Here is a 22,937-nt window from a genome sequence, read left to right as displayed (position 1 = left end):
CACTTACTTCTCTTTGCCGCCGCAAAGAGAAGTAAGCAAGAGAAAGCGGCTCACCCCGCTAATTCTTAAGCGGGTCCCCCGCGCAGCCACGGTAGTGGTGCATCTGGAATCCGTGCCCTCGCACATTCGGCGCCAGTGACAAGGGCATCATACTTCCGGCGGCGCTGCGCGCGCCGACGCGGTACCTCACCAAACCGGGTGCTTGTTGCCGATACCCGGGGCTATTTCATCGAACCGTGCGATGTTGCCGGCATCCGGCATCCGGCATCCGGCAAACCGTCAGCTATCGTCGCGCTCACTGCTACTTCATTGGACCACCAGGTGCTTCCGGGGTTAGGGAGCACCTGGTGGTCGCTAACCGCTTGATGCGCCCAGCGGCACTTCCAGATCCATCCGGTATTGTCAGCGCATCGCCGAGGCAAAGCCGATGGCTTTCGGCCAGACAAAACGAATCAGGTGGTTCCGGGCGAACCTTTCCGGCGAGCACGCGGTGCGAGGCGGGAAGCATGATGGCCTTGTCACCAAGGCAAAATGTGCGGGAACACAGATTCCAGATGCACCACTACCGTGGCTGCGCGGGGGACCCGCTTAAGAATTAGCGGGGTGAGCCGCTTTCTCTTGCTTACTTCTCTTTGCGGCCGGCAAAGAGAAGTAAGTGCCGCCCCGCACAGGGGCGACGCCAATAGACCAATAAGAATTCAAGGAAAGGCCAAAGAAGCCAGAGCAAGGAAAGGCCAAAGAAGCCAGAGCAAGAAAAGGCCAACGCCACAGTCAAACACACGAACAAGCGCCGCACAGGCAACCAACTCAAGATCAACACCCCCAGCCGGGCAGGCAAAAAACCTATGATTAAGGGGAATCCCCCGCCTTGACAACCCGCCCAAAGCGCAACCATAATCTGCCAATCGTTCGCTAAACGAATCCATGTTCATATATAGAACAAATCGAAAGCGAACAAACCAAAGGCGCCAGCCCGCATCTCCAACCCGCGAGCCGCCGCCAGCACCGGCCCGGAGACCGTCCCGCCAAAGCCCCTGCCTGCCAAGGCAAAAAGCCCAGCGGCACGCAGCGCCCCAAAAGGAAATTCGACATGATCAACAAGATTTTCGAGTCACTTCAATCGGCGGTTGCCGATGTCCACGACGGCGCGACCGTCATGATCGGCGGCTTCGGCACGGCCGGCATGCCGTCCGAGTTGATCGACGCGCTCATCGAACAGGGCGCGCGCGAACTCACCATCGTTAACAACAACGCCGGTAACGGCGATATCGGCCTCGCGGCGCTGCTCAAAGCCAAACGCGTGCGCAAGATCATCTGCTCGTTCCCGCGTCAAACCGATTCGTATGTATTCGACGCGCTCTATCGCGCTGGCGAAATCGAACTCGAACTCGTGCCGCAAGGCAACCTCGCGGAACGCATCCGTGCAGCAGGCGCAGGCATCGGCGGCTTCTTTACGCCCACCGCCTATGGCACCAAGCTCGCCGAAGGCAAGGAAACCCGTCTGATCGATGGCAGGCATTACGTGCTGGAGTCGCCGCTGCATGCAGACTTCGCGCTGATCAAGGCATTCAGGGGCGACCGCTGGGGCAATCTGGTCTATCGCAAGACTGCGCGCAACTTCGGCCCGATCATGGCGAGCGCGGCGAAAACGGCCATCGTGCAGGTGTCGAAAGTGGTGCCGCTAGGTGAGATCGATCCGGAAAATATCGTTACGCCGGGCATCTTCGTGCAACGCGTGATCGAAGTGCCGCAAGCAACGCATCAAGCCGAGCTTGCATCCGTGACCGCAGCCTGAGGAGACCGACATGAAAAAACTGACCCGCGATGAAATGGCCAAGCGCGTTGCCCAGGATATTCCTGAAGGCGCTTATGTGAACCTCGGCATCGGCGTGCCCACGCTGGTGGCCAACCACCTCGCTGCCGACAAGGAAATCTTCCTGCACAGCGAAAATGGTCTGCTCGGCATGGGCCCGGCACCCGCCAAGGGCGAGGAAGACGACGAACTGATCAACGCCGGCAAGCAGCACGTCACGCTGCTCACGGGCGGTGCGTACTTCCATCACGCGGATTCGTTCGCCATGATGCGCGGCGGCCATCTGGATTTCTGCGTGCTCGGCGCGTTTCAGGTGTCGGAGAAGGGTGATCTGGCCAACTGGCACACCGGCGCGCCCGACGCGATTCCGGCAGTCGGCGGCGCCATGGATCTGGCGATCGGCGCGAAGCAGGTCTACGTGATGATGGAGCACCTGACCAAGCAGGGCGAAAGCAAGATCGCTGCTGAGTGCACGTACCCGGTGACCGGTGTGGCCTGTGTTGACCGTATTTATACGGACATGGCGATGATCGACGTCACGGACAAGGGTCTCGTGGTGCGCGAGATATTCTCGGACATCGATTTCGATGCACTGCACAAACTGACCGGCGTGCCGCTGATCGACGGCACTCAAGCGGCTCGCGCAGCCTGAGCACAGGCGCGGGCCGTCAACATAGAGGCCGCCGCGGAGTCGAAATGCTGGCGAGGCGACGGCGACGCTTAAGCGGCAAGCGCAGCGCTGGCGACGCAGCGGCGAAGCTTGCGCGGCATCCGCAACGCGTGCGACGCAACGGGCAACGCTCTCTCGTGCCGCTACGTCACGCCAGCGTGCCACCAGCCAAGTCTGGAGCACGCATCGGGCAAGCTTCATGCGCGTGGTCCGATGTCCTGGCGTCACGGCGAGCCGTCGAGTTGGCATGCGAAGCAGAATGCGCCGCAACGCCGCGTGCGGTACGCTCTCGATAGATAGCGCCTCGGGTGCGTCTTGGTGTGCCTCGCAGCACGCCCAGATCGCCGCGGCGAAACTTTCACTTTCGATTTCCTCATCGACGCCATCATGCTCGACTCCAGCGCCCGTCTGACCGGCCTTCTTTGCGGCACACAGCCGATGAACGACATCTGGGCGCCGCGTGCCACGCTGCAACGGATGCTCGATGTCGAAGCCGCGCTCGCGCGCGCGTCGGCAGCCCATAACGTGATTCCGCACACCGCCGTGGCCGCAATCGAGGGCGCCTGCCAGGCCGATCAACTCGACGCCGACGCACTCGCGCGCGATGCGGCACTCGGTGGCAATCTCGCGATTCCCCTCGTCAAACAACTTACCGCGCGCGTCAAAGCGGCGGACGCCGAAGCGTCGAAATACGTCCATTGGGGCGCAACGAGCCAGGACATCATCGATACGGCGACGGTGCTGCAATTGCGCGACACCTTCGATCTGCTCGACAGCGGTTTGCAAGCCACGTGCGACGCGGTGGCAAAACTCGCGGCCACCCATCGCGCGACGCCGATGATTGGCCGCACCTGGTTGCAGCAGGCATTGCCCATCACGCTTGGCCTGAAATTCGCGCAATGGCTGGACGCGTTGCTGCGTCATCGCGAGCGGCTCGATGCGTTGCGTGTGCGTGTGCTGGTGCTGCAATTCGGCGGCGCAGCCGGCACGCTGGCGAGCCTGCGCGACGCGGCGCCGCAAGTGACGCAATCGCTGGCGCAGGAACTCAAGCTCGCCGTACCCACCTTGCCGTGGCACACGCAGCGCGATCGCATCGCCGAAACAGCGGCGCTGTTCGGCATGCTGATCGGCACACTGGGCAAAATTGCGCGCGATATTTCCCTGCAAATGCAAACCGAAATCGACGAACTGGCCGAGCCCGCCGCGGCAGGCAAGGGCGGTTCGTCGACGATGCCGCACAAGCGCAATCCGGTCGGCTGCGCTGCGGTGCTGACGGCTGCGACGCGCGCGCCCGGACTGGTGGCCACGGTGTTCGCCGGCATGGTGCAGGAGCACGAGCGCGCGCTCGGCGGCTGGCAAGCCGAGTGGGACGCGCTGCCCGACCTCGCGCGCCTTGCGGGCGGCGCGCTCGCCAACATCGAACAGATTGCGGTGGGGCTGAACGTCAACGTGCCGCGTCTCGCCACCAATCTCGACGTCACGCACGGACTGATTCTCGGCGAAGCGGTGATGCTCGCGCTCGGCGACAGCATCGGCCGGCTCGATGCGCATCATCTCGTTGAGCGTGCATCGAAAACGGCAATCGCCGAGCGCAAGACGCTCTTCGACGTGCTCTCGGCGGACCTCGCCGTGACCGAACATCTTTCGATCGAGCGCCTGAAGCAACTGCTCGATCCGGCTCAATACGTCGGCCAGGCGCACGCTTATGTGGACGCTGCGCTGGCACTTCATCACACGCGCGCCAAACGCGCTACTTCCAAGGAGTAACCGGCATGCCCTACGCCGCAGTCAACGGTACCGAGCTTCATTATCGAATCGACGGTGACCGTCACGGCAATGCGCCGTGGATCGTGTTGTCGAATTCGCTCGGCAGCGATCTGTCGATGTGGACGCCGCAAGTCGCGGCGCTGTCCAGACACTTTCGCGTGCTGCGCTACGACACACGCGGTCATGGTCACTCGGAAGCGCCGAAAGGTCCGTACACGATCGAACAACTGACCGGCGACGTGCTCGGTCTGATGGACACGCTGAAGATCGCGCGCGCGAATTTCTGCGGTCTGTCGATGGGCGGTCTGACGGGTGTCGCGTTGGCCGCACGCCACGCGAATCGTCTCGAACGCGTCGTGCTGTCCAACACGGCGGCGCGCATCGGTTCGCCGGAAGTGTGGGTGCCGCGCGCGGCGAAGGCACGCACGGAAGGCATGCTCGCACTGGCCGATGCTGTGTTGCCGCGCTGGTTTACCGCCGACTACATCGAACGGGAGCCGGTCGTGCTTGCCATGATCCGCGACGTGTTCGTGCATACCGACAAGGAAGGCTACGCATCGAATTGCGACGCCATCGACGCCGCCGATCTACGCCCTGAAGCGCCCGGCATCAAGGTGCCGGCGCTGGTCATCAGCGGCACGCACGATCTGGCCGCAACGCCGGCGCAAGGCCGCGAACTGGCGCAAGCCATTCCGGGCGCGCGTTACGTCGAACTGGACGCCTCGCACATTTCCAACATCGAGAAAGTCGAGGCCTTCACGAAGACCGTGCTCGACTTCCTGACGGAGCAGAAATGAACGACGAAGACCGCTACGAAGCCGGACTCGGTGTGCGCCGCGCGGTGCTGGGCAGCGCGCACGTGGATCGGTCGCTCGCGAATCGCACTGATTTGACGGAAGAGTTCCAGAATCTGATCACCCGCTATGCATGGGGCGAAATCTGGACGCGTGAAGGGTTGCCGCGTCACACGCGCAGCCTGCTGACCATCGCGATGATGGTCGCGCTTAATCGCAGCGAAGAACTCGCACTGCATTTGCGCGCCGCGAAAAACAACGGCGTGACGCGCGAGCAGATCAAGGAAGTGCTGCTGCAAACCGCAATCTATTGCGGCGTGCCGGCGGCCAATTCGGCGTTTCACCTGGCCGATAAACTGTTCCGCGAAGACGACGCCGCGGCGGCAAAGCCGTAACGACGCTGCACGCGTGGCGCGGCACCGGCCAGCGCTTGCCGCGCCGCCGCCGCGCCCCGTCATGACGTCGCCGTATTTCCCCACGGGAAAGAAGCGCATCAAAGCATGATGCGCAGCCTGGAGCCTACATCAGACAAAACGCGCTTCAGGCAATCCTGCTCTCATTCATCGCAGCGGTATCAGCCGACGGGTGCAAGCGCACCGCGCGCAACACCGTATCCTTGATGACCTCGCGCCAATGCGCGAGGGCGGCCTTATCCATCAGCGGTTCACCAAGAAACGCACCCAGTGTGTATTGATTGGCGTTATAGAAATAGCCGAGCGACGCGATCATCAGATACACATCACGCGCTTTGACGTCGCTACGAAAGACGTTTTGCGCCTTGCCCGCATCCAGTAACTTCTGCACGACCGAAATCGCATAGCCCGAAATCTCCTTCAGCTTTGACGATTTCTTCGCGTGCTTGCCCTGATGCAGATTCTCGCTCGACAGCAGCGTGACGAACTCGGGATGATCGAGGTAGTACTGCCAGACGAATTCGACCATCTGCTCGAGGCCGTGCACGGGATCGTCCAGATCGAGATCGAGCCTGCTTTCGGCCTCGTTGAACTGCGTGTAGATCGTCTCCAGGACTTCCACAAACAACTGTTCCTTGCTACCGAAGTAGTAATAAATCATCCGGTCGTGCGAACGCGCGGCCTTCGAAATACTTTCGACCCGGCCGCTTGCATAGCCTTGTTTTGCAAAGACCTTGATTGCCGCTTTGAGAATCTTGGCGCGCGTGTCTTGCGCCTGTTTCGCTCGGATGCCGATAGCGCCCGGCTTGCGGGCGACAGTGGGACTCATGGCGGTCTCGGATCTCTTTGTTGGCGTCAGGTTGAACGGCATGCGCCGCAGCCGCTAAGGCATGCTTGAGCACGGCGCGCCTTCATCATACAGCCCATATCACGCGCGACGAAATGCCCTGCACGATCGTGTGCTTCGGCGTAGATTGACTCGTGATTCATACGACGATGCCGCGCCGCAGCATTCCGCTGTTCGCCGGGAAACTCGTTGCGCAGTCTATTTTGATCGAGTAGATTTCAAGCATGTTTGGTGTAGCGGATACTACACGAACGGTGAGTGACCGCAACATGGAAAAATGCGGATCACGCGAAAACCCCTTTAGATACGGGCTATTCGTCAGCCGGGCAGGACCGATTGTAATGTCGCCGTATGGGAACCCCACCATGACAGAACATACGAAGGTCGATTTCGGTGCAGAGCGCGTGGACGGTGACACCGCCTCGACGCCGGGTCCGACCGTGCTCGAGAAAGCGGTGCCGCGCAGCGAGCGGATGGCGTCGAACAAGATCGAATGCAATGCGTGCCCGGTGCTGTGCCAGATATCGGAGGGCCGTACCGGCGCGTGCGATCGTTATGCGAATGCGGATGGGCGTCTGATTCGCGTCGACCCTGTGGTGTTTCTGTCGCGCGCCGCGGGTTCGCCTGAAACGATCGCAAACGGTGCGGATGCCACGGTCGAATTTGGTGCATCGTCCGAAGTGCACGATCCCGCTGCGGAACAGGCGCTATTCGTCACGGGCATTGGTGCATCGTCCACCTATCCCGACTACAAACCCGCACCTTTTATCGTTTCCTCGAAGCTCGACGACGTCGACATGATCACCGTCGTCACCGAGGGCATTTTCAGCTATTGCAGTTTCAAGGTGAAGATCGATACCGACCGCTTTCTCGGGCCGGAGCAATCGAACGTGCGTTGCCATGGCGAGATCGTCGGCCATGTGACCACGGCGGAGTATGGCTCGCAGATGCTGAGTCTCGGCGGTGTTCATCATCTGACTGGCGGCAGCAAGAAAGAAGGCCGCGTGACGTGCGACATGATGCTCGCACTCGGCAACAAGGAAGCGGTGGAGTTGACCATCGACGGCGGTGCGAGTCTGGTGATTCGCGCGGGCGCGGCGCCGATTGTCGACGGTGTCGAGGAGCAGCGTATGCGGGTAGGCTGCGGGTCGGCCACCATCGGCATCTTTGCGAAACAATGGTTCGGTCACGCGGATGAAGTGGTGGTGGTCGACGATCACATCACGGGTGTGCTCACCGAACACCAGGCGGGCCGCTGCCTCGGCATGACACGTTCGGGGCTGAAGATTCGCGGACGCAAATCGACCCCGGGCCGCTATTTTCAGGTCGCGAATCCCGGCACCGGTTGGGGCGGCACCGATATTCAGGACCCGCTGGCGATTGTCGAAGGTTTCGATCCCGCCGTGGCGAAACCAGGCATGCGCTTGCTGATGGTGTCGACCACCGGCGAACATGCGCAGTGGTATGAACTCGATCAGGACCTCGTGCCGCGCATGGCGGCCATGCCGGACGCGGTGCGCCGCACGGTCGAACGAATTGGTGAGAACTGCGAGCCGTCGCTTGCGACGGTGCTGTTTCTCGGCGGCGCGGGCGGCAGCTTGCGAGCGGGGGCCACGGAGAATCCGGTCCTGCTCACGCGCGCGATCAAACAGAAGCTGGTGAACGTAACATGTGGTGGTGCGCCGGCCTATGTGTGGCCGGGGGGCGGCATTACCGTGATGGTCGATGTTTTGCGCATGCCCGATCGCTCGTTCGGCACCGTGCCGACGCCCGCGATCGTCGCACCGATTGAATTCACCATGACCTATGACGCGTATCGTGATCTCGGCGGCCATCTCGACGCGGTGCGTTCACTGGCAAGCGTGCTGGCGAACGGACCGGAACACACGGAAGGGGCGCCGCTCGCACGCAGGACCCTGGCGCGCAACCCCGACAATCCGTGGCCGCCCGCCATGCCGCCGATGCTCGGCTAACGGCCATAACGTGACCGATACGACGAATGCGACGAACACGATGAACGCAACCCGCACCCAACTCGATGCGGCCCGCTGGCATTGGCAGCATGGGCCCATCGATCTGATTCTCAGCGCGGACGGCGAGCCCCTGGCCGTGCAGGCTGCCTACGAGGCGTGCTGGGCGCGCTTTTCTGACGTGCTGCCTGAGTTGGTCGGCGAGTTGAGACTGCTGCGGCAACCTGTGCCGGGCCATGCGGCTCATAGCGATTGTGCGTTGAAAGGCCCGGTAGCCCGCCGCATGTGGAGCGCCTGCCATCCTCACCGTGGGCGCTACATCACGCCGATGGCGGCCGTGGCAGGCAGCGTCGCGGACGAATTAATCACGGCGTTCGCGCGGGAAGGCGTATCACGTGCTTTCATCAACAATGGTGGCGACATCGCTCTCTATGTGACGGAAGGACAACAATATCGCGTGGGTGTGTTCGCCGATCTGGCAGAGTTCTCCGGTGCGCGGCTGCCGGGCGATCTGACTTTGGACGCAAACTTGACGCTCGACGCTGTCACCCCGATTCGCGGTGTCGCGACAAGCGGCTGGCGCGGACGCAGCTTCAGCCTAGGCATCGCCGACAGCGTGACCGTGCTCGCCCGCAACGCCGCCACCGCCGATGCCGCCGCGACGGTGATCGCCAACGCCGTCAATCTGGACCATGCGGGCATCGTGCGCAGGCCGGCTTCCTCGCTGAAGGACGATAGCGATCTCGGTGACATCCTCGTGACCATCGACGTGCCGTCCTTGCCGCAACCGTTGATCGATTTCGCACTGGCGCGGGGTGTCGACGCCGCACAGGGTTTACAGAAACAAGGCTTGATCGAAGGTGCCGCGTTGTTCCTGCAAGGGCGCGTGCGCGTCACCGGTGGTGCTCATCAGAATGGCGCGTTGTTGACGGATCGCGCGCAGATAACTACGGAGGCTCCGTGTTCGAAATACGCCGCGTGCTGACGCACGTCGAAGACATTTTTCACGAGTTCGGCCCTGCGCCCGCACAGCCGCTGCGGCGCGGCGTGATTGCCGCGGTGATGACGAATCCATTCTCCGGCCGCTACGAAGCCAGAATCGAACACGCCATGGAAGCGCTCAAGCCAATCGGCTTCGACATGGCGCAACGGCTGCTCGCGGCGATGGCCGTGCCGCACGCGTCGATTGAAAGCTACGGCAAGGGTGCGATCATCGGCTCGCGTGGTGAACTCGAACACGGCGCGTTGTGGCATGTCCCCGGCGGCTATGCCATGCGCGAATTGCTGGAGAAGAACGGGGTGCCGACCAACGCCATCGTGCCGTCGACCAAGAAAGTCGGCGCACCTTCCACCGCGCTAGATGTGCCGCTGACGCACGTCAACGCAAGCTACGTGCGCAGCCACTTCGACGCGATCGAAGTGCGTGTGCCCGGTGCACCCGCCGCGGACGAACTGGTATATATCCTCGTGATGAGCACGGGCCAGCGCGTGCATGCGCGTGTCGGCGGCCTGGCGAAAGAGGCGATTGTAGGTAAGGACGGCTTGCGCTGAGCGGCGCCTTGATCCACGCAATGCGCTGAAGCGTTGAATTGAAGCGCTGGCCGAAGCAATTAGCTGAAGCAGTCAGACAGTACAAGTACACGAATCGAATCCCGGAGATCGAAATGGCAATCAAGCTTCGCAAGCTGGTCGTGCAGGTCGATGAAACACGCATTGAAATGGGGCAGGCCATCGAGCCGCCGGCACGCCGTGCAGTCGCGATCGCGGTGATCGACAATCCCTATGCGGGCCGCTATGAGGCCAGGCTGGATGCACTGATCGAAGCCGGTGAGGAACTGGGTGCGCTGCTCGGCAACAAATGCGTCGAAGCGCTCGGCATCAAGCCTGGCGAAGCGCAAAGCTATGGCAAGGCGGCGATCGTCGGTGAAGCCGGCGAACTGGAACATGCGGCTGCGATCCTGCACCCCAAGCTCGGTGCGCCACTACGGGTAGCGGTCGAAAAGGGCGCGGCGCTGGTGCCGTCGGCGAAAAAAATGGGCACACTCGGCACCGCGATCGACGTGCCGTTGGGCCACAAGGACGCTGCCTTCGTGCGCAGTCATTTCGACGCGATCGAAGCGCGCGTGTCGGACGCGCCGCGTGCGAATGAAATCGTCGTGGCGGTTGCGGTGACGGCTTCCGGCCGGCCGCTGCCACGCATTGGTGGCTTGCAGGTGAGTGAGATCAAGGGCGAAGACGGTTTGCGTTGAGTTCTTTCAAGGGTCGCGATGCTTTCGAATTTGCTGGTACAGCTGGTCAACGGACTCGCCGACGCGTCGACGCTGTTTCTCGTCGCCGCTGGTTTGTCGCTGATCTTCGGCGTCACGCGCATCGTCAACTTCGCGCATGGCTCGTTCTATATGTTCGGCATTTATGTCGCGTATAGCATTGCGAGCCGCTTCGGGCACACGACGGGTGGCTTCTGGCTGTCGGTGCTGGCTGCCGCGCTGGTGGTCGCAGTGCTTGGCGCGCTGGTCGAAATGATCGTGTTACGCCGCATCTACCAGGCGCCCGAGTTGTTTCACTTGCTGGCCACGTTCGCGCTGGTGCTGATTTTCCGCGACGCCGCGCTGTGGCTGTGGGGGCCGGAAGATCTGTTCGGCCCACGTGCGCCGCATCTGGCGGGCGCGGTCGATTTTCTCGGCCATCCGCTGCCGACCTACGATATCGCGCTGATCGTGATCGGGCCGGTGGTGTTGCTGCTGCTCTGGTACGCGTTGACGCGTACGCGTTGGGGCACGCTGGTGCGCGCCGCGACGCAGGATCGTGAGATGCTCGGCGCGCTCGGCATCAATCAGGCCTGGCTGTTCACCGGCGTGTTTTTCGTCGGTGCGTTTCTCGCTGGCCTGGGCGGCGCGTTGCAAGGGCCGCGGATGTCGGCGAATCTGTCGCTGGATCTGGAGACGATCGGTAATGCTTTCGTGGTGGTGGTGGTCGGCGGCATGGGGTCGATTCCGGGTGCGTTCGTGGCGGCATTGCTGATCGCGGAGATCAAGGCGTTGTGCATCGGCATCGGGCATGTGTCGGTGTTCGGTATCGATCTGTCGTTGAGCCGCTTTACGCTCGTTGCCGAATTTGTCGTGATGGCGGTGGTGCTGGTGGTGCGACCTTGGGGTTTGCTAGGAAAGGCGAGCGCCGCAGTGCGTGGCATGGCCGCGCCTGAAGCGCCATTAAGGCCCGCGGGCAAGCGCCTGAAGTGGTTGGCGGCTATCGCCTTGTCGGTGCTGGTGCTCGCGCCGCTTGCGGCCAATGCGTTTCCCTACATGCCGGTGTTGCTGGTTGAAATCCTGATTGCCGTGTTGTTCGCAACAAGTCTGCATTTCATCATGGGTCCCGGTGGTATGCATTCTTTTGGCCATGCCGCATATTTCGGCCTGGGTGCCTACGGCGCGGCGCTGTTCCTCAAAGTTTTGAATCTGCCGATGGAAGCCGCGTTGCTGCTCGGTCCCTTGCTCGCCGTGGCAGGCGCGCTCGTGTTCGGCTGGTTTTGCGTGCGTCTCTCAGGCGTCTACCTCGCGATGCTGACGCTCGCGTTTGCGCAGATCGTCTGGTCGGTCGTGTTCCAGTGGGACGACGTGACGGGCGGCAGTAACGGTATTCTCGGCTTGTGGCCGTCGAACTGGTTATCGTCGCCGGTGGCTTTTTATTATCTGACGCTCGCCTGCGCGGTGATCGGCGTGTGGTTGCTGCGCAAGATGCTGTTCTCGCCGCTGGGCTACGCGATGCGGGCATCGCGCGATTCGGTGCTGCGCGCCGAGGCGATCGGTATCGACGTGAAACGCGTGCAGTGGGCGGCCTTCGTCGTCGCGTCGCTGTTTTGTGGACTCGCCGGATCGCTTTATGCCTTCTCCAAGGGGACGATCTCACCGGAGGTCATCAGCGTGAGCCGTTCAGTGGATGGCCTCGTGATGGTGCTGCTCGGCGGTTTGCAGACCTTGACTGGCCCGATCGTCGGTGCAGCCGTGTTCACGTGGCTGCAGGACACCGTCGCGCGGCAAACCGATTATTGGCAGGCATTGCTGGGCTTCACCATTCTGCTGCTGGTGATTGCGTTTCCACAGGGCATCGTCGGTTTTATTCGTGAACGTTTTGGCGACGACACGGTGGATAAGGCTGAAGAGCGTTCTTCGTCGCCATCGCAAGGTACCGCGATCAAGGAGGGGCTATGAGCTTGCTGCGCGTCTCAGGCCTCTCCAAGTCGTTCGGCGGCCTGAAAGCGGTCGACGATGTTTCCTTCAACCTGGAAGCCGGTCAGCTGCTCGCGCTGCTGGGTCCGAATGGCGCGGGCAAGTCGACCTGCTTCAACATGGTTAATGGCCAACTGCAGCCGTCGTCCGGTTCGATTCGCCTCGACGATCATGAACTGGTCGGCATGCGGCCGCGCGATATCTGGCGGTTGGGTGTCGGCCGCACGTTTCAGATTGCCGCGACCTTCAATTCGATGACCGTGCTCGAAAACGTGCAGATGGCCCTGGTCTCGCGTGAACGGAAAACCTTCGGTTTGTGGAAACCTGCGGGCTCGCGCTACGCCGAAGAAGCCATGACGCTACTCGAACAGGTCGGCATGGGTGCCGACGCGAATCGCGCTTGCGGGGTGCTCGCATATGGCGACGTCAAGCGTGTCGAGCTGGCTATCGCTTTGGCGAACCGCCCGAAGCTGTTACTGATGGACGAACCGACCGCCGGCATGGCGCCAAAGGAGCGCAACGAGTTGATGGCGCTGACCAAGCGTCTCGTCACGGAGCACAAAATTGGCGTGTTGTTTACCGAGCACAGCATGGACGTTGTATTCGCGTACGCCGATCGCATGATCGTGCTCGCGCGCGGCAAGCTGATCGCAGAAGGCGACGCCGAAACGATCCGTAACGACGCACGCGTGCAGGAAGTCTATTTCGGCACCGGCAAGACCTTTCAGCCACGCGCGCCGCTGCATGAAGCGGCGGGCGGTCATCAAGGGCAAGGAGCGCGGCAATGAGCGAGCCAATGCTGAAAGTCTCCGGTCTCAATGCGTTCTATGGCCGCGCGCACATTCTGTTCGATGTCGGCCTCGAAGTTGGCCGCGGCGAAGTGGTCGCGCTGATGGGCCGCAACGGCGCCGGCAAATCGACGACGATGAAAGCGGTGATGGGTTTGCTGCCGCGCCGCCAGGGCGAAGTGCGTTTTCGCGGGCAAAACATCACGGCGTGGCCACCGTACCGTATCGCACGCATGGGCATGGGTTTTGTGCCCGAGGACCGCCGCGTGTTTTCCGATCTGACTGTGATGGAGAACCTCGATACAGGCCGCCAGGCACCACGCGAAGGCGCGCCGCAATGGACGCCGGAAAAGCTGTTCCGGCTCTTCCCCAATCTTGGCGAAATGCCGAAGCGTCCGGGCGGCCAGATGAGCGGCGGCGAGCAGCAAATGCTCACCGTCTCGCGCACGCTGATGGGCAATCCGTATCTGGTGCTGCTCGATGAACCGTCCGAGGGCGTCGCGCCCGTGATCGTCGAGCAGATGGCGAACATGATTCTTGAACTCAAGCGCGAAGGGTTGTCGATTCTGTTGTCAGAACAGAACCTGCACTTCGCCGAGCTGGTCAGCGACCGCGCGTATGTCCTCGAAAAAGGACAGATCCGCTTCAGCGGCACGATCGGTGAACTCGCAAAGAACGAAACAGTGAGGCGCGCTTATCTGAGCGTGTGATTCCATCGGCGCATGAAGCGTGCAGGGTGTGCGCGCATGCCGCGCCGGTCAGTCGTTGCGAAAGGAGAGGCAGATGGCAGCAGAGACGTTGACAGGCTTGTCGGGCAAGGTCGCGGTAACGAACATTGGTCTGCTGTTATCCGGCGACATCGACCAGCCGATTCTCGATGCGAACACGCTGGTGATCGAAGACGGCGTGATCGTCGCGATCGGCCGCGAGAAAGATTGCGACCTCGAAGGCGCGCGAACGACGGTCGACTGCAAAGGCACCGCGGTTGCCCCTGGCCTGATCGATTCGCACGTGCATCCCGTGTTCGGCGACTGGACGCCGCGGCAGAATCAGATGGGCTGGATCGAATCGAATCTGAACGGCGGCGTGACGACGATGATCTCTGCCGGTGAAGTGCACTTGCCTGGCCGTCCGAAAGACGTGGTCGGCGTCAAGGCGCTTGCGATCACCGCTCAACGTTCGTTCGAAGGAATGCGCGGCGCGGGTGTCGGTGGCGGCGTGAAAGTGATGGCGGGTGCGCCGGTGATCGAGAAGGGCATGGTCGAGGAGGACTTCAAGGAGCTCTCGGAAGCGGGTGTGAAGCTGCTCGGCGAAGTGGGTCTCGGCAGTGTGAAGGGCGGCGAGGAAGCGGGGCAGATGGTCGCGTGGGCACGCAAGTACGGCATTCAAAGCACGATTCACACGGGCGGCCCGTCGATTCCCGGCTCGGGTCTGATCGACAGAGACGTGGTGCTCGCGGCCGACGCGGACGTGATCGGCCATATCAACGGTGGCCATACGTCGCTTTCCTATCGGCATGTCTGCGATCTGTGCGAGCAATCGAGCCGCGCGCTGGAGATCGTTCACAACGGCAACGAGCGAATCGCGTTGCTCACCGCACGTCACGCGATCGAATTGAAGTGTCCGCATCGGATCATTCTCGGCACCGATAGCCCGGCGGGTTCCGGCGTGCAGCCGCTTGGCATTCTGCGGATGATCGCGCTGATCTCCAGTCTCGCCGACATTCCCGCTGAAATTGCCTTCTGCTTCGCGACCGGCAATACCGCGCGGCAACGCAATCTGCGGCAAGGGTTGATCGAAGTGGGCCGTCCCGCCGACCTCGTCTTCATGGACCGCGCGCAGCACACGGCTGCCGATACGCTGCTGGAAAGCGTGCAGCTCGGCGATATCCCCGGGGTCGGCATGGTGATGATCGATGGTTTGATCCGCTGCCGGCGCAGCCGCAATACACCTCCGGCGACTGAAGTGCCGGTGGTGCTTTGAACGCGCGCCGCACGGCGTGGCCGGTATGGTCATGAACCGTCCGGCGCCGCTTACGCTGCGCGTCAACGGTGCGACGCATCTCGTCAGCGCAGCCGCTGACACGCCGCTGCTTTATCTGCTGCGTAACGACCTCGCATTGAACAGTCCGAAATTCGGCTGCGGACTCGGCGAGTGCGGCGCGTGCACGGTGCTGCTCGACGGCATGCCGACGCGTTCATGCGTGACGACCGCCAAGGTCGCATTGGGACGTGAGATCACCACGCTCGAAGGGCTGGGCACACGTAACGCGCTGCATCCGGTGCAGCAGGCCTTTATCGAAGAACAGGCCGCGCAGTGCGGCTATTGCCTGAACGGCATGATCATGACCGCCAAAGCGTTGCTCGATCGCGATCCGGATCCGAGTGTCGAGACGATCCGGCGGGAACTGTCACGCAATCTCTGCCGCTGCGGCACGCATGTCGAGATCGTGCGCGCGGTACAGCGCGCAGCGGTTTTGCTCGCCATGCAACCGGTGCTGGATCAGGGAGCGCGCGCATGACCGGGCCGGATTTCAGTGTCGATCGCCGGGCTGTGCCGCCGTCGCGGCAGCAGCTCTATGACGCGCAGAATGTGCTGATCGTCACGCGGCCGCCGCAAGCGCCGGTGCGAGCGGCGGTTGGGCAGCCGGGCTCGCGGTCCTCGTTCGTGCCGACGGAGGCGGACATGTTTCTCGTCGTGCGCGACGACGGCAGTGTGGTCGCGTTCAATGGACATGTCGACCTGGGCACCGGTATCGGCACGGCGCTCGCGCAGATCGTCGCGGAAGAACTCGACGTGCCGTTGACGCGTGTATCGATCGTGCTTGGACACACGAACGAAGCACCGAATCAGGGACCCACGATTGCGAGCGCCACGATTCAGATTTCGGCCGTGCCATTGCGGCATGCGGCGGCGCAGGCGCGACAGTTTTTACTGGCGGAAGCGGCGCGACGTCTGAACGTGAGCGCTGACATGCTCGATGTGTGCGATGGTGTGGTTATACAGCGCGAGGGCGACACCGCAAAGGGCATGAGCTACGGCGAATTGGTCGCCGGGCGGCGCGTCGAATTAACGCTCGCCACCGATGCCCCGTTGAAATCGCCAGACGCGTATAAGATCGTCGGCAAGAGCACGCCACGCGTCGATATCCCGGCAAAGGCGACCGGCGAATTGAGTTTCGTACATGACGTGCGCGTGCCAGGTATGCTGCACGGCCGCGTTGTGCGGCCGCCTTATGCGGGTGTCGCGCAGGGCGACTTCATGGGCAATAGTCTGCTGCATGTCGATGAAGACTCCATCAGTGACTTGCCCGGCATCGTCAAGGTCGTGGTGATTCGCGATTTCGTTGGCATCGTGGCTGAGCGCGAAGAGGTCGCGCAGCAGGCGGTGAAGCGGTTGAATGTGCGGTGGAAAGCAGTAGAAGGTTTGCCGCCGCTCGAGACCAGCGAGGAAGTGGAAGCTGCGCTCAGAGCGAATCCGTCCAGCCGGCGCGACCTGGTGATCGAGGGCGATGTCGACTCGGCACTCGCTCAGGACCCGGCTCGAACGCTGGAACGCACCTACGTATGGCCGTTTCAGATGCATGCGTCGATTGGACCGTCGTGCGCGGTAGCCGACTACCGCGATGCGAAGCTGAAAATCTGGTCGGGCACGCAGAATCCCCATTCGTTGCGTGCCGATCTCGCCTTGCTGATGGCGCTGGACGAAGCGCACATCGAAATCGTGCGCATGGACGCGGCGGGTTGTTACGGCCGCAATTGCGCGGACGATGTCGCTGCCGACGCCGCGCTGCTATCGCGTGCAACCGGCAGTCCGGTGCGCGTGCAACTCTCGCGCGAAGACGAGCATGCGTGGGAACCCAAAGGCGCCGCGCAATTGATGGATGTGCGCGGCGCTTTGAGTGCGGAAGGCGAGCTCGCTGCCTACGATTTCGCGACGCGCTATCCGTCGAACGATGCCCCCACGTTAGCGCTGCTGCTTACCGGAACCATCTCCGCGCAGCCGCAAGTATTCGAAATGGGCGATCGCACGGCCGTGCCACCATACGATTACCGGACCATGCGCATTGTCTGCGACGACACGCCGCCAATCGTGCGGGCGTCGTGGCTAAGAGGCGTGTCCGCTTTGCCGAACACGTTCGCACATGAGTCCTTCATCGACGAACTCGCAGTGGAGGCGGGTGTCGATCCCGTTGCGTTTCGGCTGAAACATCTCACTGATCCGCGTGCGATCGACCTCGTCAAGGCCGTGGCCGAGAAAGCCGGCTGGCAAGCGCGTGACATCGCTTTGAAAGACGCGCAGGAAGAGGGCGACATTGTGCGCGGCAGAGGCTTCGCTTACGCTCGCTACGTGCATAGCAAATTTCCCGGCTTCGGCGCGGCATGGTCCGCCTGGGTCGCCGACGTCGAGGTGAGTCGCAGGAGCGGCGAGCTTGCTGTGACGCGCGTGGTGGTCGGCCAGGACACAGGCACGATGGTGAACCCGGACGGTGTGCGTCATCAGATACATGGCAACGTGATTCAGGCGACCAGCCGAGCGCTGAAAGAGCGCGTGACATTTGGCGAGAACGCGGTGACAAGTCAGGAGTGGGGCGCGTATCCGATCCTGACGTTCCGCGAAGTGCCGGTGATCGACGTGGTGATGATGCCGCGTCACGGCGAGCCGCCGATGGGCACCGGCGAATCGGCGTCGCTGCCTGGCGCCGCGGCGATCGCCAACGCGCTGTATGACGCGACAGGTGTGCGTTTTCGCAGGCCGCCGTTCACACCGGAGACCATTCGCGCCGCGCTTGCCGATGCGCAAGCGGAAGAAGCGGCTGCGCGCAAGAAGAAGCGCTGGCGGCTCGGCTTTCTTGGCGCTTTCGCCGCGGGCGCGGCCGGTTGGCTGGGGGTGCTGGCGATGTCGCCGCACGCCATTGCACCGATTACGCCGCCGCTCGCGAGCGCGTTTGCGCCCGAACTGGTGGCGCGCGGCAAACTGCTAGCGTCGCTGGGCAATTGTGCGGTTTGCCATACCGCGCACAACGGCGTACCGAATGCGGGCGGCAAACCGCTTGCTACGCCATTCGGCACCGTCTACAGCACCAACATCACGCCCGATGGGCAGACCGGCATCGGGACATGGTCGCTCGACGCATTCGCGCGGGCAATGCGGCAAGGAATCAGCCGCGACGGGCACCGTCTGTATCCCGCGTTCCCCTACACGTCGTTCAAAAACACGTCCGACGACGATCTGAAAGCGCTTTACGCGTACCTGATGGCGCAAACGCCGGTACGTTCCCGTCCGCCGGAAACGAAGCTGGCGTATCCATTCAGCGTACGTCCGCTGATGGCCGTATGGAACGGGCTCTTTCTCGGACGCAATACGTTTGCCGTTAGCGCGACGCAAAGTACGCAATGGAATCGCGGGGCGTATCTGGTGAACGGCCTCGGCCATTGCAGCGCCTGTCATACCCCGCGCAATGCATTCGGCGCCGAGAAAACCGGCGCGGCGTTCATGGGCGGCGGCATGGCGGAGGGATGGGAAGCGCCCGCGCTGTCGACGCTTTCCAACTCACCCGTGCCCTGGAGTGAGGACGAACTGTTCAGCTATCTGCGCTATGGGCATGCGCCCCTGCATGGCGTCGCGGCCGGGCCGATGGCGCCGGTTGTCAGCGATCTGGCGGCGCTGCCCGACAGCGACATTCGCGCAATGGCCACGTATCTGGCGTCTTTGAGTCCCCTGGAGCCGAACGCGGATCCTGTGGCGATGGCGCGTCAATACGAGCAGGCCAGCACGATTACGGGTACTGCAACGGGCCTCGGCGCACGTCTCTTCGATGGTGCGTGTGCCGCCTGTCATCACACCGGTAGTGGGCCGCAATTGTTTGGCGCGCATCCGTCGCTGGCGCTTAACACGAATCTGCACAGCACGACGCCTGATAATCTGATTCGCGTGATTCTCGATGGTATCGGCTCGCCTGCGCGCCCCGAACTCGGTACGATGCCGGCTTACCGCGACAGTTTCAATGATGCCCAGGTCGCCGAGCTCGTGTCATACCTGCGTCAGCAATTCGCCGGCGGCAAGTCGGCATGGGAGGGCGTCACGGCAAACGTCGCCAGAATCCGCGCGACGCCGCGGGCAGAGTGAAATCGGCAAACGCATCGCAGCAGGGTTTGCAGCATCACTCGCAGCACCATTTGCAGCATCACTCGCAGCACAACTCGCAGCACAACTCGCAGCACGGCTCGCTGAACGAATCGCGAAATGCTTCAACGCTTGATAAAAACGACCGCATTCCCGCAATCCTTTTGATAACGGAGAAACGCATGACCACGCGCGCAGGATGGATCTCTCGCCTCACGGTTTCAACGGTTCTATCGCTTGCTGCTTTTGGCGCGAGCGCACAGCAGACCATCAAGATCGGGGAAATCAACAGCTACAAGGCGCAGCCCGCCTTTCTCGGGCCTTACAAGAATGGCTGGAATCTCGCGCTCGAGCAGGTGAATGCGGCAGGCGGTGTGCTTGGTAAACAACTCGAAGTAGTGTCGCGCGATGACAACGGCAATCCGGGCGACACGATCCGCGTCGCGCAGGAGTTGATTGCGCGTGAGCAGGTGCAGTTGCTGTTTGGCGGTTTCCTGTCGAACACGGGTCTCGCGCTGACCGATTTTGCGAAGCAGAAGAAGATTTTCTTCCTCGCGGCCGAGCCGTTGACTGACAAGATCGTTTGGGCCGATGGCAACAAATACACGTACCGTCTGCGTCCTTCGACGTATATGCAGGTAGCGATGCTGGTGCCCGAGGCGTTGAAGCTGAAGAAGAAGCGCTGGGCGCTGGTGTATCCGAACTACGAGTACGGGCAATCGGCGGTGGCCACGTTCAAGAGGCTGATGACGGCGGCGCAGCCGGACGTGCAGTTTGTCGCCGAACAGGCGACGCCGCTGGGCAACGTCGATGCGGGCGCGGTCACGCAGGCGATTGCCGATGCGAAGCCGGATGCGATTTTCAACGTGCTGTTCGGCGCGGATCTCGGCAAGTTTGTGCGTGAAGGCAATACGCGCGGTTTATTCAAGGACCGGAGTGTGGTTTCGTTGCTGACGGGCGAGCCGGACTATCTCGATCCGTTGGGTGCGGAGGCGCCGACTGGCTGGATCGTGACGGGTTACCCGTGGTATTCGATCGATACGGCTGCGAACAAGAAGTTTGTCGATGCGTATCAGGCGAAATATCATGACTATCCGCGGCTTGGGTCGGTGGTGGGGTATTCGGCGTTGATGTCGATAGCGGATGGGATCAAGAAGGCTGGGTCTACGGATTCGGATAAGCTCGCTGCCGCGTTCAAGGGGCTTGGGGTGGAGACGCCGTTTGGGTCGATCACTTATCGGGCGCAGGATAATCAGTCGACGATGGGGGCTTTTGTCGGCGTGACAGGGCTCAAGGATGGCAAGGGCGTGATGACTTCATATCGGTATATTGACGGCGCTAGTGTGCAGCCGTCGGATGCTGAGGTTAAGAAGTTGCGGCCTGCTGAATGAGGTGGGGTTTTGCCTTTTGCGGCGGCATTAGGGTGGTTTTTTTGGGTTTGGATTTTTTGGATTTGCTTGCTTGCCTGCGCGGCGCTTGTTCGTTTTTTGTAGGCCTGCGGATCGCTTTTTCTTGATCTGGGTTTTTGGCCTTTCCTTGAATTGTTATTGGTCTATTAGCGTTCGCCCCTGTGCGGGGCAGGCACTTACTTCTCTTTGCCGCCGCAAAGAGAAGTAAGCAAGAGAAAGCGGCTCACCCCGCTAATTCTTAAGCGGGTCCCCCGCGCAGCCACGGTAGTGGTGCATCTGGAATCCGTGCCCTCGCACATTCGGCGCCAGTGACAAGGGCATCATACTTCCGGCGGCGCTGCGCGCGCCGACGCGGTACCTCACCAAACCGGGTGCTTGTTGCCGACACCCGGGGCTATTTCATCGAACCGTGCGATGTTGCCGGCATCCGGCAAACCGTCAGCTATCGTCGCGCTCACTGCTACTTCATTGGACCACCAGGTGCTTCCGGGGTTAGGGAGCACCTGGTGGTCGCTAACCGCTTGATGCGCCCAGCGGCACTTCCAGATCCATCCGGTATTGTCAGCGCATCGCCGAGGCAAAGCCGATGGCCTCCGCCCAGGCAAAACGAATCAGGTGGTTCCGGGCGAACCCTTCCGGCGAGCGCGCAGTGCGAGGCGGGAAGCAAGACTGCCTTGTCACCAAGGCAAAATGTGCGGGAACACAGATTCCAGATGCACCACTACCGTGGCTGCGCGGGGGACCCGCTTAAGAATTAGCGGGGTGAGCCGCTTTCTCTTGCTTACTTCTCTTTGCGGCCGGCAAAGAGAAGTAAGTGCCCGCCCCGCACAGGGGCGACGCTAATAGACCAATATCAATTCAAGGAAAAGCCAAAGAAGCCAGAGCAAGAAAAGGCCAATGCCATAAAAACACAGACAAGCGCCGCGCAGGCAACCAAATCAAAGAAAGGCCGCAGACAAACCAGCAAACAAAGCGCCGAGCAGGCAAAAACCCCTACTCCTCCGCATCATGCTCAATCACAAACCGCCTCAAATAAGCAAGCACAGCGGCCTCGACCGCCCGATGATCGGCTGTACTCTTTGACCCGGCATTCTCCTCATCGCCAAACAACGTGGACGGCGCATTATGCACATCCACTTCCTGGCCTTCCCGAAACACACGAATCTCGTGAACGTCTTCAGCGTACTCGGCAATCCAGTGCACGCCTTCAATATGCGCACCTGCGCGAACGGTAGGTATCTTCATGGACGTCTCCCGTCAGGTCGGACCACGGTGCCAACCCTAGCTGTCACCATACGCCGTCCAGATGCGAGGCGCGAGCCTTGTCAGGTAATTTCCGGAAGTTTCGCTGCGCCGCGTCGAGCTTCCCTGAAGTTTCACCACACCACCGGCAGTACCCTTCGCAAACACCCACGCCGCACCCAAAGCGCCAACATCCCCTTCAGACGGCCTTTCCAGCCGCACCCGCCCAAGCCGCGAACAACCCCGGCACACGCGTTGCTGCACCCACAAAGCCAACAGCTAACTGGAGGACTGTCATGCCCGAACAGAAAACCATCAAGCGTGCCCAAGCCGACAAACGTGCCGGCAAGTCATCGAGCACCCAGGCCGGGGAATTCGTCAAGGAACAGGTCGATAAGGTACGCGCCGGCAAGCATGGCGTGAGGTCGGCCAGGCAGGCGATTGCAATCGGCCTGTCGGAAGCACGCCGCGCAGGCGTCGCCGTGAAGTCGCCGAAGAAGGGCGCGACGAGCGAGGCAACCCGGAAGAAAGCGGACAAGGACAACGCCGCAGGCCAGCACAAGAGCACAGCGAAGAAACGTGCGAGCAGCGAGTCGACGGCTAAGCGCTCACGTGCCGCAACCAGCGCATTGAAGCGTGAAAGCAGCGCCGGTGCGTCGCACAAGGCTTTGTCGAAGCAGACCAGGTCGGCAGCGGCCAAACGTCCGGCGGCTAGCCGTTCCGCAGCCGCCAGGAAGGCCGCCGCGACGAAGGGTGCTGCAGGCCGCTCGGCTGCAGCGAAGAAGGCTGCGCACACCAGGGCTTCGCGCGCGCATCACTAACGCTAGCGTTCGAGAGGGAGTGACGCAGACAATCGTCGAGATGCGACGCGC

At 62.0% G+C, this 22,937-nt stretch carries 19 protein-coding genes; 17 read left to right on the top strand and 2 right to left on the bottom strand.

Features of this window, described 5'->3' with window-relative positions; all coding sequences use genetic code 11:
- The first annotated feature begins 1,090 nt into the window (after positions 1-1,090).
- From PQR40_RS18635 to pcaC, 5 genes are all read left to right on the top strand, one after another.
- The gene (locus PQR40_RS18635; protein ID WP_408337100.1) at positions 1,091-1,795 is read left to right on the top strand and encodes a 3-oxoacid CoA-transferase subunit A; all 705 of its coding nucleotides are present in this window, start codon (positions 1,091-1,093) and stop codon (positions 1,793-1,795) included.
- Positions 1,796-1,805: 10 nt separating this feature from the next.
- The gene (locus PQR40_RS18630; protein ID WP_408228441.1) at positions 1,806-2,465 is read left to right on the top strand and encodes a 3-oxoacid CoA-transferase subunit B; all 660 of its coding nucleotides are present in this window, start codon (positions 1,806-1,808) and stop codon (positions 2,463-2,465) included.
- Between the two features lie 405 nt (positions 2,466-2,870).
- Positions 2,871-4,250: a 3-carboxy-cis,cis-muconate cycloisomerase gene (locus PQR40_RS18625; protein ID WP_408387969.1), complete on the top strand. Its 1,380-nt coding sequence runs from the start codon at positions 2,871-2,873 to the stop codon at positions 4,248-4,250.
- 5 nt (positions 4,251-4,255) lie between these two features.
- On the top strand, positions 4,256-5,047 hold the full coding sequence (gene pcaD, locus PQR40_RS18620) for a 3-oxoadipate enol-lactonase (protein ID WP_408337104.1): 792 nt from the start codon (positions 4,256-4,258) through the stop codon (positions 5,045-5,047).
- Complete coding sequence (gene pcaC / locus PQR40_RS18615) at positions 5,044-5,439, top strand: 4-carboxymuconolactone decarboxylase (RefSeq protein WP_279227941.1); 396 nt, start codon at positions 5,044-5,046, stop codon at positions 5,437-5,439. The genes pcaD and pcaC overlap by 4 nt, the downstream gene beginning before the upstream one ends.
- 145 nt (positions 5,440-5,584) lie before the next feature.
- On the opposite strand, the gene PQR40_RS18610 is transcribed toward pcaC, so the two are convergent.
- Positions 5,585-6,286, bottom strand: a complete 702-nt coding sequence (locus PQR40_RS18610; RefSeq protein WP_408228429.1) for a TetR family transcriptional regulator — start codon at positions 6,284-6,286, stop codon at positions 5,585-5,587.
- A 383-nt stretch (positions 6,287-6,669) separates the two neighbouring features.
- Here PQR40_RS18610 and PQR40_RS18605 point away from each other — a divergent pair, with 383 nt between their 5' ends.
- From PQR40_RS18605 to PQR40_RS18555, 11 genes are all read left to right on the top strand, one after another.
- Positions 6,670-8,277 carry a 6-hydroxynicotinate reductase gene (locus tag PQR40_RS18605; RefSeq protein WP_408483934.1) on the top strand — a complete coding sequence of 536 codons (1,608 nt, stop codon included), beginning with the start codon at positions 6,670-6,672 and terminating at the stop codon, positions 8,275-8,277.
- Positions 8,278-8,317: 40 nt separating this feature from the next.
- A complete protein-coding gene (locus PQR40_RS18600) occupies positions 8,318-9,259 on the top strand; it encodes a UPF0280 family protein (RefSeq protein WP_408337238.1) in 942 nt (313 codons plus the stop codon).
- The gene (locus PQR40_RS18595; protein ID WP_408337110.1) at positions 9,235-9,825 is read left to right on the top strand and encodes an amino acid synthesis family protein; all 591 of its coding nucleotides are present in this window, start codon (positions 9,235-9,237) and stop codon (positions 9,823-9,825) included. Before PQR40_RS18600 ends, PQR40_RS18595 begins: the two co-directional genes overlap by 25 nt.
- A 113-nt stretch (positions 9,826-9,938) precedes the next feature.
- The gene (locus PQR40_RS18590) at positions 9,939-10,523 is read left to right on the top strand and encodes an amino acid synthesis family protein (protein ID WP_408228421.1); all 585 of its coding nucleotides are present in this window, start codon (positions 9,939-9,941) and stop codon (positions 10,521-10,523) included.
- 18 nt (positions 10,524-10,541) lie between these two features.
- Positions 10,542-12,482 carry an ABC transporter permease gene (locus PQR40_RS18585; RefSeq protein WP_408509532.1) on the top strand — a complete coding sequence of 647 codons (1,941 nt, stop codon included), beginning with the start codon at positions 10,542-10,544 and terminating at the stop codon, positions 12,480-12,482.
- Positions 12,479-13,288: an ABC transporter ATP-binding protein gene (locus PQR40_RS18580; protein ID WP_408509531.1), complete on the top strand. Its 810-nt coding sequence runs from the start codon at positions 12,479-12,481 to the stop codon at positions 13,286-13,288. Before PQR40_RS18585 ends, PQR40_RS18580 begins: the two co-directional genes overlap by 4 nt.
- Positions 13,285-13,998 carry an ABC transporter ATP-binding protein gene (locus tag PQR40_RS18575; RefSeq protein WP_408228412.1) on the top strand — a complete coding sequence of 238 codons (714 nt, stop codon included), beginning with the start codon at positions 13,285-13,287 and terminating at the stop codon, positions 13,996-13,998. Before PQR40_RS18580 ends, PQR40_RS18575 begins: the two co-directional genes overlap by 4 nt.
- A gap of 73 nt (positions 13,999-14,071) precedes the next feature.
- Positions 14,072-15,271, top strand: a complete 1,200-nt coding sequence (locus tag PQR40_RS18570) for an amidohydrolase family protein (RefSeq protein ID WP_408387959.1) — start codon at positions 14,072-14,074, stop codon at positions 15,269-15,271.
- Between the two features lie 31 nt (positions 15,272-15,302).
- Complete coding sequence (locus tag PQR40_RS18565; protein ID WP_408228406.1) at positions 15,303-15,809, top strand: (2Fe-2S)-binding protein; 507 nt, start codon at positions 15,303-15,305, stop codon at positions 15,807-15,809.
- Positions 15,806-19,417, top strand: a complete 3,612-nt coding sequence (locus PQR40_RS18560; protein ID WP_408509530.1) for a molybdopterin cofactor-binding domain-containing protein — start codon at positions 15,806-15,808, stop codon at positions 19,415-19,417. Before PQR40_RS18565 ends, PQR40_RS18560 begins: the two co-directional genes overlap by 4 nt.
- A gap of 179 nt (positions 19,418-19,596) precedes the next feature.
- A complete protein-coding gene (locus tag PQR40_RS18555; protein ID WP_408228400.1) occupies positions 19,597-20,805 on the top strand; it encodes an ABC transporter substrate-binding protein in 1,209 nt (402 codons plus the stop codon).
- Positions 20,806-21,816: 1,011 nt separating this feature from the next.
- Here PQR40_RS18555 and PQR40_RS18550 read toward each other — a convergent pair.
- Positions 21,817-22,068 (bottom strand): hypothetical protein, encoded by a 252-nt coding sequence (locus tag PQR40_RS18550; protein WP_063499960.1) that lies wholly within the window; start codon positions 22,066-22,068, stop codon positions 21,817-21,819.
- A 293-nt stretch (positions 22,069-22,361) separates the two neighbouring features.
- Here PQR40_RS18550 and PQR40_RS18545 point away from each other — a divergent pair, with 293 nt between their 5' ends.
- On the top strand, positions 22,362-22,886 hold the full coding sequence (locus PQR40_RS18545; protein WP_408387955.1) for a DUF6496 domain-containing protein: 525 nt from the start codon (positions 22,362-22,364) through the stop codon (positions 22,884-22,886).
- Positions 22,887-22,937: the final 51 nt, after the last annotated feature.

The organism is Paraburkholderia sediminicola (genome assembly GCF_046026855.1).
Lineage (GTDB): Bacteria > Pseudomonadota > Gammaproteobacteria > Burkholderiales > Burkholderiaceae > Paraburkholderia > Paraburkholderia sediminicola_A.
The sequence above is the reverse complement of the archived record's forward strand: the minus strand, read 5'-3'. Positions and strand labels throughout refer to the sequence as shown.

What these genes read in the sequence shown, in the direction of transcription:
- PQR40_RS18635 (WP_408337100.1), top strand. Translation starts at nt 1,091, where the DNA reads ATGATCAACAAGATTTTCGAGTCACTTCAATCGGCGGTTGCCGATGTC.
- PQR40_RS18630 (WP_408228441.1), top strand. Translation starts at nt 1,806, where the DNA reads ATGAAAAAACTGACCCGCGATGAAATGGCCAAGCGCGTTGCCCAGGAT.
- PQR40_RS18625 (WP_408387969.1), top strand. Translation starts at nt 2,871, where the DNA reads ATGCTCGACTCCAGCGCCCGTCTGACCGGCCTTCTTTGCGGCACACAG.
- pcaD (WP_408337104.1), top strand. Translation starts at nt 4,256, where the DNA reads ATGCCCTACGCCGCAGTCAACGGTACCGAGCTTCATTATCGAATCGAC.
- pcaC (WP_279227941.1), top strand. Translation starts at nt 5,044, where the DNA reads ATGAACGACGAAGACCGCTACGAAGCCGGACTCGGTGTGCGCCGCGCG.
- PQR40_RS18610 (WP_408228429.1), bottom strand. Translation starts at nt 6,286, where the DNA reads ATGAGTCCCACTGTCGCCCGCAAGCCGGGCGCTATCGGCATCCGAGCG.
- PQR40_RS18605 (WP_408483934.1), top strand. Translation starts at nt 6,670, where the DNA reads ATGACAGAACATACGAAGGTCGATTTCGGTGCAGAGCGCGTGGACGGT.
- PQR40_RS18600 (WP_408337238.1), top strand. Translation starts at nt 8,318, where the DNA reads ATGAACGCAACCCGCACCCAACTCGATGCGGCCCGCTGGCATTGGCAG.
- PQR40_RS18590 (WP_408228421.1), top strand. Translation starts at nt 9,939, where the DNA reads ATGGCAATCAAGCTTCGCAAGCTGGTCGTGCAGGTCGATGAAACACGC.
- PQR40_RS18585 (WP_408509532.1), top strand. Translation starts at nt 10,542, where the DNA reads ATGCTTTCGAATTTGCTGGTACAGCTGGTCAACGGACTCGCCGACGCG.
- PQR40_RS18580 (WP_408509531.1), top strand. Translation starts at nt 12,479, where the DNA reads ATGAGCTTGCTGCGCGTCTCAGGCCTCTCCAAGTCGTTCGGCGGCCTG.
- PQR40_RS18575 (WP_408228412.1), top strand. Translation starts at nt 13,285, where the DNA reads ATGAGCGAGCCAATGCTGAAAGTCTCCGGTCTCAATGCGTTCTATGGC.
- PQR40_RS18570 (WP_408387959.1), top strand. Translation starts at nt 14,072, where the DNA reads ATGGCAGCAGAGACGTTGACAGGCTTGTCGGGCAAGGTCGCGGTAACG.
- PQR40_RS18565 (WP_408228406.1), top strand. Translation starts at nt 15,303, where the DNA reads ATGAACCGTCCGGCGCCGCTTACGCTGCGCGTCAACGGTGCGACGCAT.
- PQR40_RS18560 (WP_408509530.1), top strand. Translation starts at nt 15,806, where the DNA reads ATGACCGGGCCGGATTTCAGTGTCGATCGCCGGGCTGTGCCGCCGTCG.
- PQR40_RS18555 (WP_408228400.1), top strand. Translation starts at nt 19,597, where the DNA reads ATGACCACGCGCGCAGGATGGATCTCTCGCCTCACGGTTTCAACGGTT.
- PQR40_RS18550 (WP_063499960.1), bottom strand. Translation starts at nt 22,068, where the DNA reads ATGAAGATACCTACCGTTCGCGCAGGTGCGCATATTGAAGGCGTGCAC.
- PQR40_RS18545 (WP_408387955.1), top strand. Translation starts at nt 22,362, where the DNA reads ATGCCCGAACAGAAAACCATCAAGCGTGCCCAAGCCGACAAACGTGCC.